The following is a 14,182-nucleotide window of genomic DNA, read 5'->3' as shown; positions in this document are numbered from 1 at the left end:
CGAGAAAGTATGTCCAAAGACGACGTTATCCAGATGCAGGGGGAGGTCCTGGAAAACCTGCCCAACGCAACGTTTCGTGTAAAGCTCGAGAATGGCCATGTCGTGCTGGGACATATCTCGGGAAAAATGCGGATGAACTACATCCGCATCCTGCCGGGAGATCGTGTGACCGTCGAACTGACGCCATACGATCTTTCACGAGCAAGAATCGTGTTCCGCTCGAAGTAAGCGTCAGGCTTGCCGGGTAAGAATTAGGAGTCAATCATGAAAGTAATGGCATCGGTCAAAGCAATTTGCCGTAACTGCAAGGTCATCAGGCGCAAAGGTGTCGTGCGCATCATCTGCACCGACCCGCGCCACAAGCAACGTCAGGGCTGAGCTAGGCTCGGCACTGCGCTCAAGGTATTCAAGGAAACGTTATGGCCCGTATCGCTGGCATCAACATTCCGCCGCATCAGCACACCGAAATCGGTCTGACGGCTATCTTCGGCATTGGCCGCTCGCGCGCTCGCAAGATCTGCGAAGTCGCCGGCGTACCGACCGACAAGAAGGTCAAGGATCTGAACGACGCCGAGCTGGAGCGTATCCGCGAACAGGTGAATGCGTTCACCGTCGAGGGCGATCTGCGTCGTGAAATCCAATTGTCGATCAAGCGCTTGATCGACCTCGGTTCGTATCGTGGTTTCCGCCACAAGCGCGGCTTGCCCGTGCGTGGTCAGCGCACCCGCACGAACGCTCGTACCCGCAAGGGTCCGCGTCGCGCCGCGGCCGCGCTCAAAAAGTAAACGGCTGATACCCAGTCAAGGATTTAGAAATGGCGAAATCCCCCTCCAGCGGCGCTCAGCGCGTTCGCAAGAAAGTCAAGAAGAACGTCTCGGACGGCATCGCGCACGTCCACGCGTCCTTCAACAACACGATCATCACGATCACCGACCGTCAGGGCAACGCGTTGTCGTGGGCGACTTCGGGTGGCGCTGGCTTCAAGGGCTCGCGCAAATCCACGCCCTTTGCCGCGCAGGTGGCCGCCGAGTCTGCCGGCCGCGTGGCGATGGAATATGGCATCAAGACGCTGGAAGTCCGTATCAAGGGCCCCGGCCCCGGCCGCGAGTCGTCGGTCCGCGCGCTGAACGCGCTCGGCATCAAGATCTCGAGCATTGCGGACATCACGCCGGTGCCGCATAACGGCTGCCGTCCGCCGAAGCGCAGAAGGATCTAGGCCCACCCCCTACGCGCTGCGCGCGCCCCCTCAAGGGGGCGGCACTGGTGGACCGGCGGAGCCGGATCCACTGTGCCCTGGATCTGTTGGCTCGTTGCCCGTTGGGCAACATTGCCGGGGCTGCGGGAGTTGGGTTGTGGGCCTGGCTTTCCGGAAAGGGTGCGAAGCGCGGTAGAATGGGGGGCTTTGCTGTTGGCTGTACGAAGTTTTTAGTTTTTGTTGTGATGGGGGCGCAGCCGGCATGGGTCGGGTGCGCCGAGTAAGACCACCGTTTGCCGCGTTCTGGTTCATCGAACGTAAACGACCAAGGCAAACTCCTCGCCATGCCTGGTGCATGGCCTGACAGAGAAAAGGATACATCGTGGCACGTTATATTGGCCCCAAATGTAAGCTTTCCCGCCGCGAAGGCACGGACCTCTTCCTCAAGAGCGCCCGCCGTTCGCTGGATTCCAAGTGCAAGCTCGAGAGCAAGCCCGGCCAGCATGGCCGCACCTCGGGTTCCCGTACCTCCGACTACGGTCTGCAGCTGCGCGAGAAGCAAAAGCTCAAGCGCATGTACGGCATTCTGGAGAAGCAGTTCCGCAAGTACTTCGAAGAAGCCGAGCGCCGCAAGGGCAACACCGGCGAAAACCTGATCCAGTTGCTGGAATCGCGCCTGGACAACGTCGTCTATCGCATGGGCTTCGGCTCGACCCGCGCCGAAGCGCGCCAGCTGGTCAGCCACAAGGCCCTGATGCTGAACGGCCATACCGCCAATGTGCCGTCCATCATCGTCAAGCCGGGCGACGTGATCGCCGTCCGCGAAAAGGCGAAGAAGCAGGCCCGTATCCAGGAAGCGCTGCAACTGGCCTCCAGCCAGGGCATCCCCCAGTGGGTCAGCGTCGACGCCACCAAGCTGGAAGGCGTGTTCAAGCAGGCTCCGGATCGTGCCGATGTCGCCCGCGACGTCAACGAATCCATGGTCGTGGAATTGTATTCTCGCTAAGCCTTTTCCAGGCTTTGCAGGGCCGCGCTGGTTCAGCGCGGCTTTTGGCTTTAAGGAAGGCCCGCGGCATGGATGCCGCAGGCCTGGGCAATATCCGCAGCAATGCGTTTTTCCACCAGCCTTATCGGTGTAACGAGCCGAGGGTATTGATAAGGAAGATTCATGGCGAATGCCGCATTTCTGAAACCGCGCAACATCGATGTGGAAACCATCGGGCCCAATCACGCCAAGGTGATCATGGAGCCGTTCGAGCGCGGCTATGGTCATACGCTGGGCAATGCGCTGCGCCGCATCCTGCTGTCCTCGATGGCAGGCTACGCTCCCACCGAAGTGCAGATCACCGGTGTGGTGCACGAATATTCCGCGATCGACGGTGTCCGTGAAGACGTGGTCGACATCCTGTTGAACCTGAAGGGCGTCGTGTTCAAGCTGCACAATCGCGACGAGGTCGTGCTGACGCTGCGCAAGCAAGGTCCGGGCGTCGTCACCGCCGCCGACATCGAGGTCTCGCACGACGTCGAGATCATCAACCCCAACCACGTCATTGCCAACCTGACGGACAACGGCCGTCTGGAAATGCAACTGAAGGTGGAGAAGGGCCGCGGCTACGTCCCGGGCAACCTGCGCAGCTTCGCCGACGATCACTCCCGCACCGTGGGCCGTATCGTGCTGGATGCGTCGTACAGCCCGATCCGCCGGGTCAGCTACACGGTCGAAAGCGCGCGCGTGGAGCAGCGTACCGACCTCGACAAGCTGGTGCTCGACATCGAGACCAACGGCGTGATCTCGCCGGAAGAGGCCGTGCGCCAGTCGGCTCGCATCCTGATGGATCAGCTGTCGGTGTTCGCCGCGCTGGAAGGCTCGACCGAGACCATCGAGGCGCCTGCTCGCGGTACGCCGCAGATCGACCCTATCCTGCTGCGCCCCGTCGACGACCTCGAACTTACCGTGCGTTCGGCCAACTGCCTGAAGGCCGAAAACATCTACTACATCGGCGACCTGATCCAGCGTACCGAGAACGAACTGCTCAAGACCCCGAACCTGGGCCGCAAGTCGCTCAACGAGATCAAGGAAGTCCTGGCTGCGCGTGGCCTCACGCTCGGCATGAAGCTCGAGAACTGGCCGCCCCTGGGTCTGGAACGGCCGTAGAGATCCGCCCTGCGCGCTTGGCGCGCACCCCCTCAGGGGACGGCACTGGCGGACCGGTAAGCCGGATCCGCTATGTCCCGGGGGTAGCGGAGTTTCTTTTGTTTCAGTAGCAGCAGTACCGAAAAATTTTTCCACCGGCCCGCGGCATATTGCCGATAGAAGAGCTGGAAACCCGCGGCACCGCCGCTTTTAGATTCATAAAGGAAGTCATCATGCGTCACCGTCACGGTCTTCGTAAACTGAACCGCACCAGCAGCCATCGCCTGGCCATGTTCCGCAACATGGCGGTCTCGCTGCTCACCCACGAAGCCATCAAGACCACCCTGCCCAAGGCCAAGGAACTGCGCCGCATCGTCGAGCCGCTGATCACCCTCGGGAAGGAACCCACGCTGGCCAACAAGCGCCTGGCCTTTGCCCGCCTGCGCGACCGCGACGTGGTGGTCAAGCTGTTTGCCGACATCGGACCTCGCTTCAAGGAACGCAACGGTGGCTACACCCGCATCCTGAAAATGGGTTTCCGCCAAGGCGACAATGCGCCGATGGCCTACATGGAGTTGGTCGACCGGGCGCCGGAAGCGGAAGCTGCCGACGCCGAGTAAAGACAGGAGGGCCGGTCAGCCGGCCTTACCCGGTCAAAGAGGAACTGCGAGCTCGTCTCGCAGTTTTTTTTCGTCCGGCGTCGCCTGTAGGATCCAGGGCGCCGCGGCGTGCATGCTGCCTAGGGAACCCGGCCGCCGCACCTCCTCGGCTGCGCCCCGATGGCAGACCGCATGAGGATGTGGTTGAATCCAATTCCGGACCACATGCACAGAAGGGGGCGCCATGGCTCGTCTTACTGCGAAAGACTTCCACCCTGAGCTGCTTGAGCTCTATGACTACTATGTCCACGGCAAGATCTCCCGGCGCGACTTTCTTGACCGGGCCGGCAAGTTCGCCGTGGGAGGCCTGACGGCCGGCGGCATCCTGGGCTTGCTCAGTCCCGACTACGCCATGGCCCAGCAGGTGTCTTTCACCGATCCGGACATCGTCGCCGAGTACATCACCTATCCGTCGCCCAAAGGGCATGGGACGGTACGAGGCTACCTGGTGCGGCCGGCTAAGGCTGCGGGCAAGGTGGCCGGTGTGGTCGTCGTGCACGAAAACCGGGGCCTGAATCCGTACATCGAAGACGTGGCGCGTCGTGTGGCCAAGGCTGGTTTCCTCGCCCTGGCGCCCGACGGGCTGAGCTCCGTCGGCGGCTATCCGGGCAATGACGACAAGGGCCGGGAGCTTCAGCAACAGGTCGATCCCACCAAGCTCATGAACGATTTCTTTGCCGCCATCGAGTTTCTGATGCAGGGCGACCTGACGACCGGCAAGGTCGGGATTACAGGGTTCTGCTATGGCGGTGGCGTGGCGAATGCCGCCGCCGTCGCCTATCCGGAGCTTGCGGCTGCCGTGCCGTTCTATGGACGCCAGGCCAGCGCCGAGGACGTGCCCCGCATCAAGGCGCCGCTGCTGCTGCACTACGCCGAACTGGACAAGGGCATCAACCAGGGCTGGCCAGCCTATGAAGCGGCGCTCAAGGCCGCCGGCAAAACGTACGAGGCGCACATCTACCCCGGTACGAACCACGGCTTCCACAACGATTCGACCCCGCGCTACGACGAGGCCGCCGCCAAGCTGGCTTGGGAGCGGACCATTGCCTGGTTCAGGCGGTATCTGGGATAGCCAGGGCAGCGAGGTCGATCTAGCGTCCGGTCTCGACCGCGTGGGCGATGCCGGCCGCGGCGGTCCGGATCGCGGCATCGTCGATGTGCCGATGCGTCACGATCCGCAAGGTATCGGCATCGCGCGGCCTCACGAGTATCCCGCGGGAGGCCAGCCGTGCGGCGCAAGCCACCGCATCGCTGGGCGCCCGGACCATCACGATGTTCGTGTCAGGCGCGTCTCCGACCAGCGCCGGTGCCTGGCCCCGGAGGCTAGCCCACAAGGCGTGGGCCCGGCGGTGATCCTCGGCCAGCCTGTCGACCATGTCACGCAGGGCAACCACGCCCGCGGCGGCCACGCAACCCGCCTGGCGCAGGCCGCCGCCTACCATGCGGCGATAGCTTCGAGCCCGGACGACGAAGTCGCGGGAGCCCGCCAGTATCGACCCCATGGGTGCGCTCAGCCCCTTTGACAAGCAGAACGTTACCGTGTCGCTAAACGCCGCGAGGGCGGCGGGCGGAACGCCCTGCGCAACCGCAGCGTTGAAGATGCGCGCACCGTCCAGGTGTACGGCCGCGCCGGCCGCCCGCGCGCATTGGCCCACCGCTTCGAGGTAGGATAGCGGCAGCGCGCGGCCGCCCGCGTGGTTGTGGCTGGTCTCGACCACTACCATTGCCGTTGGCGCGCCGTGGCGGGAGTATCCGTCTCGCATCGATGCCGCCAGCGCGTCCAGGTCCATCATGCCGTCGCACGACCGGACCGGCGTGCACATCAGGCCGGCCAGCCGCGAAATGCCGCCCCCTTCGGAACGGGCCACATGCGCGTGCTCGTCGACCAGCGCCTCGCCTCCTCTGCTCGCATGCACCAACGCCGCAATCAGGTTGCCCATGGTGCCGCTGGCCACAAACAGGGCGTCTTCCTTGCCCATGGCTTTGGCGCCCATTATTTCGAGCTCGCGTACGGTCGGGTCACCGTCCAACCCGTCGTCGCCGACCAGAGCTGTCCGCATCGCCTCGCGCATCGCTTCTGTGGGTTGGGTGACGGTATCGCTACGCAGGTCGATGCGACGGCCGGCGCCGGCGGCGGACGCACGGTCAGGCGCTGCGGTGGCGTTCATGCCATTGCGCGGTCACCGCCACGGCGCGGTCGATGTCCGAACGATCGTTGTAGGCGTGAATGGAAAACCGCAGCAGGTCACGCCGGACCGCGGCCTGCACCCGGTTCTCTTGGAGATAGCGCTGCAACTCGGCCGGGGCGGTATTTCCGCCGGGGATGCGAAGGCAGACGATATTGGCCATGATGGCGCCCTCGGGCCGGATCACGCCGCAGCCGCGTTCCGTCAGGCCATCGGCGAGCGAGGTGGCGAGATCCGTGACGTGCTGGTCGATCGCCTGCGTGCCGCACGCCAGCAGCATGGACAGAGTATCCGCCACCAGTGCCGACGCCAAAAAGTTGTAGTTGCCCACGTCGAAGCGCTGCGCCCCCGGCTTGTAGTGGATCGGGCCCTTGTCGTAGTCCGCCTCGTGGGTCGCGCCGATGGTGACACCGAATCGGGCGAGGTAGCGCGGCGTCATCGATTCGGCAAAGGAACGGCGGACATACAGCAACCCCATGCCGTACAGCGAGCACAGTCCTTTCTGCGTGCTGGCCGCCAGCGCATCGATGCCCATGGCCTCGACGTCCAGGTGCGTGATCCCGGCCGCCTGAGCGGCGTCCACCACCAGGTGCACTCCGGCGGCACGGCAGGCTCGGCCAAGCGTATGCAGGTCGGTCCGCAGGCCAGGCTTGAACGACGTAGCGGACACTGTTACCAAGCGCACACGCGAGCCGTCGCCCAGTCGCTCGAGCACGGCTTGCAGCGGGAACAATCCGTCGGGCGAGGGCAGGTCGTGCACCACTACGCCTAAGCGCTCCTGGTTGCGCCAGGTATAGAGATTGTTCGGGTGCTCGATGTCGGAGCACAGGATGACTTCGTCGCCCTTCCGCCAATCTATGGACGCTGCCACGATGTTCAGGCCTTCAGATACGTTTTTGGTCATGGCGATCTCGACTGGATCGGCGTTGACCAGGCGCGCGAAGGATTGGCGTACCGTTTCGACCAGGCTGAAGTACCGGTCCTTGTCGATAACGCCGTTCACGCGCTCCAGCAGATGGGCCTGCGCGATCTCCAGGCTGCTTGCAGGAATGAGGCTGCGGCTGGCCACGTCCAGGTGGGCACGTTGGGCCGTGCCGGGAAAGCGGGTGCGCAAGGCGGCGAAGGTGGATGGATCGATATCGGGCGTCATGGCTGACTCGGGCGGATGCGGAGAATGCCTGGCAGCATAGTCGGCAGCGCCATGGACGCCTATCGATTTTTCGGGGCGCGAGCTATGACCTCAGGACATACCGCGTCGGGTATGCGCCGTTGCGTGGGAGATCTGGCCGGCCTGCCCGTGCAGGAAGCCGATCAGTGTTTCGGCGGCCGCCGACAGGGGCCGGTCCACCCGGCGCAGAATGCCCATCTGCCGCTGGGGCCGCGGCGGCCCTATGCGGCGATGCACCAGTCCAGTCAGGTTCATTGCCTCCAGGCCGACGCGCGGCAAGACCGTTACGCCCAGGCCTTCACGCACCATGCTTAGGGCCGTGACCATATTGACGACTTCGAAGGCGGGAGCGCGATGGCTGCCGGCCTGCGCCAGTCCTGCATCGACCAGCCGCCGGACACTGGACGGGGCGGGCAACAGCACCAGCGACAACGCGGCGAGTTCCGACCATCTGATCTGGCGGGCCCGAGCCCGGGCATGGCCGGCGGGCAGGATGGCGACCAATTCGTCCGTGAACATGAAGTCGAACCGCAACGCCGGAATCTCGTGCGAGTACATGCCAAGACCGAACTCCACTTCGCGCTGAAGCACTTTGTCGATGAGGAGGTCGTTCTGGTCTTCGATCTGGCGTACCTGGACTTTCGGAAAGCGCTCACGCAACTGCGCGATCGCGCGGGTCCCCAGGCCGAACGCCGACGAGGGCAGGACGGCGAAGGTCACGGTGCCGCTTTCCCCACCGGCCAGTTCCCGCAGGTTGGCGTAGGCGTGATGGAGGTCGTCCAGCGGTCGTTTGACCTGCGCCAACAGCAGGCGTCCGCCTTCAGTCAGCTCCATGCGGCGGGTGGTGCGCTCGAACAGGCGCACGCCCACCATGGCTTCGAGTTCGCGTATGAGTTGCGAGAACGCGGGCTGGGTCATGGCCAAGCGGTCTGCGGCCTTGCTGAACGCGCCGGTTTCCGCGGCGGCCACGAAACCCTCCAATTGCCGCAGCTTGAAATTCATACGTAATACCTATGAATAGTAAATAAATATCCAATTGTCGTAACAGTCTACCAAGCTCATAGTCCAGCCGTCAGGACCGATCCGCGGTCCTTGCCGAGGAAGGAATGAGCGAATACTGGATAGGCATAGACACCGGCGGCACATTCACCGACCTGGTCTTGGGCGATACGCGCGGCGGCCTCTGGCACTACCACAAGGTGCCCACGCTGACGGCCGATCCCGCGCAAGGGATACTGAACGGCATCGCCGAGATCATGAGCCTGGCGGCGGTCGATCCGGCGCAGGTCGGATTCCTGGTGCTGGGCACGACGCTGGCGACCAATGCCGTGCTGGAAGGGCAGTGGGCGCCGACCGGCCTGATCACTACGCAGGGGTTCGGCGACGTGTTGAACCTCGCGCGGCAGCGCCGTCCGCACTATTTCAATCTGGACGTTCCCAAGCCTACGCCGCCAGTGCCGGACGATTGCCGCGCCGAAGTGGCGGAGCGCATCGCCGCTGGTGGAGAGGTCGTCACGCCGCTGCAAGACGAGGACGTCGTGCGCGCGATCGATGCGTTGCGCAGTCGAGGCGTGCAGACGGTCGCCATCTGCTTCCTGCATGCCTATCAGAACCCGGCGCACGAGGAACGCGCGCGTCGCTTGGTCGCCCAGCACTGGCCCGAGGCCTATGTCAGCGTTTCCTCGGAAGTGCTGCCCGAGTTTCGCGAGTACGAGCGCTTCATCACCACCGTCGTCAACGCGAGCCTGATGCCGGTGATGGACGATTACCTGCAGCGCTTCGAGATGGGCGTCCGCGATCTTGGCGTGCGCTCGAGTCCCCACGTCATGCAATCCAACGGTGGCGCGGTCACCACCCAGACTGTGCGGCAGCGCCCTATCAACACCTTTTTCTCGGGCCCGGCGGGCGGTGTCGTCAGTACTGCAGCGCTCGGTGAGGCCTGCGGCGTGCGCAACCTGATCACCTTCGACATGGGCGGCACGAGCACCGACGTTTGCCTGATTCGCGACGGGCGGCCCGCCATGAAGAGCGAACGCGATATGGGCGGCTTTCCCGTGCGCACCCGCACCCTGGACATCCACACCATTGGGGCGGGCGGCGGAAGCCTGGCATGGTTGGATGCGGGCGGGCTGCTCAAGGTCGGTCCCAAGAGCGCCAGCGCCTATCCGGGGCCGGCTTCGTACGGGCGCGGCGGCACCAAGCCCACGGTTACCGATGCCAACGTGCTGTTGGGCCGGCTGAGTCCGGTTGCGCTGCTCGGGGGCCGCATGTCCATGCATCCGGAACTTGCGGCGCAGGCGATCCGCGACGAGATCGCCACCACCATGGGCCGCAGTGCCGAAGAAGTCGCAATCGGCATACTGGAGATAGCCAACGCCAACATGACGGGTGCGGTGCGCGTGATTTCCGTCGAGCAGGGCGAGGATCCACGCGACTATGCCCTGGTGGCCTTTGGCGGCGCCGGGCCATTGCATGCGGCCGATGTCGCCGCGATGGCGGGCATGCGCCACGTCATTGTCCCGCCCCGCCCCGGGCTCATGTCGGCGCAGGGCCTGCTCCAGTCGGACCGGCAGGGCGATTTTTCCCTGACCCGCCTGGTGCCCGCCACGCCCGACAGGCTGCCATCCCTGAACGCAGGGCTGGGCGAACTGGCACGCAGAGCGGGCGAGTGGCTCGCTTCAGAAGGCGCCAGCCACGATACACCCGGCGTGTCGTGGCATTGGCAGCTCGATCTCCGTTACCTGGGCCAGAACGCCGAGTTGATCCTCGACATCGCCGCCGGCGAACTCGATGCGGCCGCGCTGGCCCGCGCCGTCGACGCCTATCATGCCCGGCATGCCGATCTCTACGGCTATGACATGCGCACCCACGGCGTCGAGGTCGTAAACCTGCGCGTGTCGATCGTCATTGCCCGCGAGCGTCTCCAGGCCGCGGCTATCGCCCCCCAGGGTGTCCAGGCCGATGCGGCCGCCGGCGCGCCCACACGCCGCGTGTGGTTCCCCGCGACCGGCTTCGTCGATACGCCCGTGCTGCAGCGGGACGACCTGCTGGCAGGTGCCTGCCTCGCCGGCCCCGCCATTCTCGAGCAGATGGATACCACCACGGTTATTCCGCCCGGCTCGTCGACCCGTGTCGGTGTGGACGGCAGCCTGCACATCGATCTCACGCCCGGCGCGCCGGGCAAGGAAACCCATTGATGACGCTCGTAGATCCCATTCGTGCCGAGGTCGTCGCCCGCTACCTGCTGGGCGTGACCGAGGAAATGAGCGCTGCGCTGATGCGTACTGCGTTCTCTCCCAATATCAAGGAACGCGGCGATTGCTCGACCGCGGTGTTCGACCACCTTGGCAACGTCGTGGCCCTGCCTCAGCGTGTACCCATCCACCTGGGCTCGATGGTGGGCGTGGTTCAGGCTGTGCTCGAACGGTTCCCCCGCGAGGAAATCCGGCCGGGCGACATGTTCCTGGCCAATGATCCCTATAACGGCGGCGGCTCGCATCTGCCCGACATCAACGTCATTGCACCGGTCTTCATTGGTGGGCAGATCGTCGCGTATGTGGCCTGTATCGCTCATCACGCGGACGTGGGCGGTATGGTGCCGGGCTCCGAGGCTGCGGTCTGCCAGTCTATCTTCCAGGAAGGCCTGCGTATTCCTCCGGTTCGCATCGTCAGCGCGGGCCAGATCAACCGGGACGTATTCGACATTCTGATGTTGAACTCGCGCACCCCCGACGAGCGGGCGGGCGACCTGCGTGCCCAGATCGCCGCCAACACGGTAGGCCAGCGCAGCGTGCAGGCGCTGTTCGAGCGCTACGGCGTGGCGGAGACCCACGCCATCATGACTGCGTACCTGGATTTCACCGAGCGCCGCTTTGCCGCCGCCATCGACAAGGTCCCGCCTGGCCGCTACGAAGCCTGCGACTACCTGGACGGCGTCGAGCCGGGGGAACGGGCCGCGATACGACTTGTCCTGACGGTGGGCGGAGGCAAGCTCCGGTTCGACTTTACGGGTTCCGCACCGCAACTGGCCGCGGCGCGCAATATCCCGTTGCGGGCGCTGGTGGCCACGGTCTACACCGTGGTCAAGAGCCTGCTCGATCCCGACGTGCCTGCCAATTCCGGCTATTTCCGGACCATGGACATCAGCGCGCCGGCCGGCTCGGTGGTTGGGCCGGTTTCGCCCGCGGCAGTCGGCGCGCGCTCGATTTCGTGCGCTGTGCTCGGCGACGTGATTGCCGGGGCGCTTTCGCAGGCCATACCCGATCGGGCCCTGGCCGGCTGCGGTCCGCACCAGTTGATCGTGCTGGCCGGGACTGACCCGCGCACCGGTGGCTATTACGTGAACTACGAGACTATCGCTGGCGCCATGGGCGCGCGGGCTTACCAGCCTGGCGTCGATGCCGTGCGTGTGCACGCGTCGGGTTCGTCGAATCTTCCGGTAGAGGCGCTGGAGCATGCCTATCCGTTCCTGATCGAGCGCTATGCGCTGCGCACGGGCTCGGGCGGAGCGGGGCGTCACCGTGGAGGCCAAGGCGTGGTGCGGGACTATCGCGCGCTGGGCGACGATACGGTGCTGAGTTTGTCGTCCGAGCGCCAGAGCGTGCCGGCCGCCGGTATGTCGGGCGGCGCCGACGGCGCACTGGGGGAATTCATCCTCAATCCCGGTACGCCCGAAGAACGGCGCCTGCCTCCTGCAGCGGCCGAGATCCGGCTGCGCCGGAACGACGTGCTGCGTGTTTGCACGCCGGGTGCGGGCGGCTACGGAACACCGGGGTAAAGACGGCGAGGCCGGGCGCGGGCTCGAGGACGCCATGCCCCGTCCCTATTGACAACTAGGAGACACAGTCAAGCAGTACGGCTGCTGCCGAGAGTTTTTCCAACATACAACCGCGAAGGAATTCTCATGTACTCGATCAAGACTGTTTGCCGGCTGGCACGGTGGATACCCGCCATGGCCATTACCTTGGCGTCGTTCCCTTCCGTTGCCGCTGATACCTATCCCAGCCGGCCGCTGCGCTTCGTCGTTCCCTATGCCGCAGGCGGCGCGGTGGACGTGGCCGCGCGTATGATCGGACGCCATATGTCAGAGCGGCTGGGCCAGCAGGTCGTGGTCGAGAACAAGCCGGGAGCGGGCGGCATCATTGCAATCAAGCACGTGTTGGGGTTTCCCGCCGACGGCTATACCTTTCTGGTCTGCGCCGCAGGCGAGATCGTAATCAACCCCGTTATCAACAAGGAGGTCGACTACGACACCACCAGGGACTTGACGCCGGTCAGCATGGTCACCACTGCCCCCAACGTGTTGGTCGTCAAGCGGGACTTTCCGGCGAACACCGTTTCCGAGCTGATCAGCTATGCCCGCAAGCACCCGGGTGAGCTCACCTTTTCCTCGAGTGGTGTGGGCACTATCCAGCACGTGACCGGGGAGGTGTTCAACAAGATGGCCGGTATCGAGGTCAGGCACGTGCCCTACAGCGGCGCGCCGCAGGCCACGATGGAAGTGGCGACGGGGCGGGTGACCATGACTTATGCCAGTCCGGGCTCGATCCGAGGTTTTGTCGACCGCGGCGAACTCAAGATGCTGGGCATGGCACTACCCGAACGCTATCCGCCGCTACCGCAGGTGCCTACGATTCGCGAAGCGCCAGAGATGGCGTCGTTCAACATCGAAAGCTGGTTTGGGATGTTCGCAGCCAGCGGCACGCCCGAGCCAGTCATCCAGAAGGTCAATGCCCTGGTCCAGCAAGCGATGCAGCAGCCGGATATCGCCAAGAAGCTCATCGACACGGCGGGCGTGCCGATGCAGACGACGCCGGACCAGGCCGAGGAATTCGTCGGCCGCGAGATCGCCAAGTACAAGACCTTGTTGAAGGAAGCCGACATCCGGCTGCAGTGATGACTATCGGCCCCGCCATGCCGTCCTCTTCTTCCGCGCTGCTCGCGCGGCTGCCGTCGATGCGTCTCATGCTGGCTTTCGACGTATCGGCGCGGCACCTGAACCTCGTGCGGGCAGCCGAGGAACTCGGCATCACGCAGGGTGCTCTCAGCCGCCAGATCCGCGCGCTGGAGGATCACTTGGGCGTGCGCCTGTTCGAACGCCACGCACGCGGGCTGCGCTTCACGCAGGAGGGGGAGCTGCTTTATGACTTCACCCAACGCGGCTTCGAGACACTGGGGGCGGGGATAGGCCGGCTCACGCTGCAGGCCGAGCGCCAGACGCTGGTGCTGTCGGTGGCGCGCAGCTTCGCGTTGCGCGTCCTAATTCCCCGTCTGGCGGGCTTCACCGATACCCATCCGCACATTCATCTGAGCCTGGACATCCATCGCTACTTTGCAGACATCGCGAGTTCGGGCGTAGACGTCTCGATCCGCCTGGGCGGTGGGGACTGGCAGGATTGCCATGCACTGCGTTTGACGCGGGATCGCATCGTGCCGGTATGCGCGCCGTCGATCCGCGACCAGTTGCGCAACCCCGCCGCGCGCACGCGCGTGCCGCTGCTGCGCAACATAGAACGGGACGATCCGTCGCTGCAGGCGGATGGACTGGGCGGCATTTTGTCCGGCGGCCTGCGGATCGACTTCAACGATTCGGCCTCCATGCTCGCGGCCGCGGAGGCGTCGCTGGGCGTCGCTATCAGCCGTTCGTCACTGGTCGCCGACGCGGAGTCTGCCGGGCGCCTGGTACGCCTTACGTCCTGGGAAGCGTGTGACGGCCAGGACTACTATGCCGTATGCACGGAGCGCGCCTATCGCAAGCCCGCGGTCAAGGCGTTCCTGGACTGGGTCGCGAGCCAGGCGCCGAGCTGACGGGCGTGCGAGCCCGGCTGCGCGAAAATATTG

The 14,182-nt window shown here is 64.7% G+C and carries 15 protein-coding genes; 12 read left to right on the top strand and 3 right to left on the bottom strand.

Annotated features, from left to right (window positions below; genetic code table 11):
- Positions 1–9 precede the first annotated feature (9 nt).
- From infA to yghX, 8 genes are all read left to right on the top strand, one after another.
- Positions 10–228, top strand: coding sequence for a translation initiation factor IF-1 (gene infA, locus QHC78_RS14870; protein ID WP_087780026.1), 219 nt, complete (start codon positions 10–12; stop codon positions 226–228).
- Between the two features lie 36 nt (positions 229–264).
- On the top strand, positions 265–378 hold the full coding sequence (gene rpmJ / locus QHC78_RS14865) for a 50S ribosomal protein L36 (protein WP_319745855.1): 114 nt from the start codon (positions 265–267) through the stop codon (positions 376–378).
- A 41-nt stretch (positions 379–419) separates the two neighbouring features.
- Positions 420–785, top strand: a complete 366-nt coding sequence (gene rpsM, locus QHC78_RS14860) for a 30S ribosomal protein S13 (protein WP_319745853.1) — start codon at positions 420–422, stop codon at positions 783–785.
- 29 nt (positions 786–814) lie between these two features.
- Complete coding sequence (rpsK, locus tag QHC78_RS14855; RefSeq protein WP_087780029.1) at positions 815–1,216, top strand: 30S ribosomal protein S11; 402 nt, start codon at positions 815–817, stop codon at positions 1,214–1,216.
- Between the two features lie 361 nt (positions 1,217–1,577).
- Complete coding sequence (gene rpsD, locus QHC78_RS14850) at positions 1,578–2,201, top strand: 30S ribosomal protein S4 (RefSeq protein ID WP_319745849.1); 624 nt, start codon at positions 1,578–1,580, stop codon at positions 2,199–2,201.
- Between the two features lie 162 nt (positions 2,202–2,363).
- Positions 2,364–3,350: a DNA-directed RNA polymerase subunit alpha gene (locus QHC78_RS14845; protein WP_319745847.1), complete on the top strand. Its 987-nt coding sequence runs from the start codon at positions 2,364–2,366 to the stop codon at positions 3,348–3,350.
- Positions 3,351–3,562: 212 nt separating this feature from the next.
- A complete protein-coding gene (rplQ, locus tag QHC78_RS14840) occupies positions 3,563–3,949 on the top strand; it encodes a 50S ribosomal protein L17 (protein WP_319745845.1) in 387 nt (128 codons plus the stop codon).
- Between the two features lie 223 nt (positions 3,950–4,172).
- Positions 4,173–5,060 (top strand): YghX family hydrolase, encoded by an 888-nt coding sequence (gene yghX / locus QHC78_RS14835; RefSeq protein ID WP_319745843.1) that lies wholly within the window; start codon positions 4,173–4,175, stop codon positions 5,058–5,060.
- 19 nt (positions 5,061–5,079) lie between these two features.
- On the opposite strand, the gene QHC78_RS14830 is transcribed toward yghX, so the two are convergent.
- The 3 genes from QHC78_RS14830 to QHC78_RS14820 all read right to left on the bottom strand — a co-directional run bounded on the left by QHC78_RS14830 (position 5,080) and on the right by QHC78_RS14820 (position 8,344).
- On the bottom strand, positions 5,080–6,156 hold the full coding sequence (locus QHC78_RS14830) for a GntG family PLP-dependent aldolase (RefSeq protein WP_319745842.1): 1,077 nt from the start codon (positions 6,154–6,156) through the stop codon (positions 5,080–5,082).
- Complete coding sequence (locus tag QHC78_RS14825) at positions 6,134–7,324, bottom strand: aminotransferase class V-fold PLP-dependent enzyme (RefSeq protein WP_319745840.1); 1,191 nt, start codon at positions 7,322–7,324, stop codon at positions 6,134–6,136. Before QHC78_RS14825 ends, QHC78_RS14830 begins: the two co-directional genes overlap by 23 nt.
- Before the next feature lie 90 nt (positions 7,325–7,414).
- Positions 7,415–8,344, bottom strand: coding sequence for a LysR family transcriptional regulator (locus QHC78_RS14820; RefSeq protein ID WP_319745838.1), 930 nt, complete (start codon positions 8,342–8,344; stop codon positions 7,415–7,417).
- Between the two features lie 104 nt (positions 8,345–8,448).
- On the opposite strand from QHC78_RS14820, the gene QHC78_RS14815 reads away from it, so the two are divergent.
- The 4 genes from QHC78_RS14815 to QHC78_RS14800 all read left to right on the top strand — a co-directional run bounded on the left by QHC78_RS14815 (position 8,449) and on the right by QHC78_RS14800 (position 14,149).
- Positions 8,449–10,539, top strand: a complete 2,091-nt coding sequence (locus QHC78_RS14815) for a hydantoinase/oxoprolinase family protein (RefSeq protein ID WP_319745836.1) — start codon at positions 8,449–8,451, stop codon at positions 10,537–10,539.
- Positions 10,539–12,119: a hydantoinase B/oxoprolinase family protein gene (locus QHC78_RS14810; RefSeq protein WP_319745834.1), complete on the top strand. Its 1,581-nt coding sequence runs from the start codon at positions 10,539–10,541 to the stop codon at positions 12,117–12,119. Before QHC78_RS14815 ends, QHC78_RS14810 begins: the two co-directional genes overlap by 1 nt.
- Positions 12,120–12,245: 126 nt before the next feature.
- A complete protein-coding gene (locus QHC78_RS14805) occupies positions 12,246–13,238 on the top strand; it encodes a Bug family tripartite tricarboxylate transporter substrate binding protein (protein ID WP_319745832.1) in 993 nt (330 codons plus the stop codon).
- Positions 13,238–14,149 (top strand): LysR substrate-binding domain-containing protein, encoded by a 912-nt coding sequence (locus tag QHC78_RS14800; RefSeq protein WP_319745830.1) that lies wholly within the window; start codon positions 13,238–13,240, stop codon positions 14,147–14,149. Before QHC78_RS14805 ends, QHC78_RS14800 begins: the two co-directional genes overlap by 1 nt.
- The last annotated feature ends 33 nt before the right edge of the window (positions 14,150–14,182 follow it).

The organism is Pigmentiphaga sp. (assembly GCF_033795525.1).
Classification (GTDB): domain Bacteria; phylum Pseudomonadota; class Gammaproteobacteria; order Burkholderiales; family Burkholderiaceae_B; genus Pigmentiphaga.
Note: the sequence above shows the minus strand (reverse complement) of the source record. Positions and strands in the feature narration are given on the sequence as shown.

What these genes read in the sequence shown, in the direction of transcription:
- infA (WP_087780026.1), top strand. Translation starts at nt 10, where the DNA reads ATGTCCAAAGACGACGTTATCCAGATGCAGGGGGAGGTCCTGGAAAAC.
- rpmJ (WP_319745855.1), top strand. Translation starts at nt 265, where the DNA reads ATGAAAGTAATGGCATCGGTCAAAGCAATTTGCCGTAACTGCAAGGTC.
- rpsM (WP_319745853.1), top strand. Translation starts at nt 420, where the DNA reads ATGGCCCGTATCGCTGGCATCAACATTCCGCCGCATCAGCACACCGAA.
- rpsK (WP_087780029.1), top strand. Translation starts at nt 815, where the DNA reads ATGGCGAAATCCCCCTCCAGCGGCGCTCAGCGCGTTCGCAAGAAAGTC.
- QHC78_RS14845 (WP_319745847.1), top strand. Translation starts at nt 2,364, where the DNA reads ATGGCGAATGCCGCATTTCTGAAACCGCGCAACATCGATGTGGAAACC.
- rplQ (WP_319745845.1), top strand. Translation starts at nt 3,563, where the DNA reads ATGCGTCACCGTCACGGTCTTCGTAAACTGAACCGCACCAGCAGCCAT.
- yghX (WP_319745843.1), top strand. Translation starts at nt 4,173, where the DNA reads ATGGCTCGTCTTACTGCGAAAGACTTCCACCCTGAGCTGCTTGAGCTC.
- QHC78_RS14830 (WP_319745842.1), bottom strand. Translation starts at nt 6,156, where the DNA reads ATGAACGCCACCGCAGCGCCTGACCGTGCGTCCGCCGCCGGCGCCGGC.
- QHC78_RS14825 (WP_319745840.1), bottom strand. Translation starts at nt 7,324, where the DNA reads ATGACGCCCGATATCGATCCATCCACCTTCGCCGCCTTGCGCACCCGC.
- QHC78_RS14820 (WP_319745838.1), bottom strand. Translation starts at nt 8,344, where the DNA reads ATGAATTTCAAGCTGCGGCAATTGGAGGGTTTCGTGGCCGCCGCGGAA.
- QHC78_RS14815 (WP_319745836.1), top strand. Translation starts at nt 8,449, where the DNA reads ATGAGCGAATACTGGATAGGCATAGACACCGGCGGCACATTCACCGAC.
- QHC78_RS14810 (WP_319745834.1), top strand. Translation starts at nt 10,539, where the DNA reads ATGACGCTCGTAGATCCCATTCGTGCCGAGGTCGTCGCCCGCTACCTG.
- QHC78_RS14805 (WP_319745832.1), top strand. Translation starts at nt 12,246, where the DNA reads ATGTACTCGATCAAGACTGTTTGCCGGCTGGCACGGTGGATACCCGCC.
- QHC78_RS14800 (WP_319745830.1), top strand. Translation starts at nt 13,238, where the DNA reads ATGACTATCGGCCCCGCCATGCCGTCCTCTTCTTCCGCGCTGCTCGCG.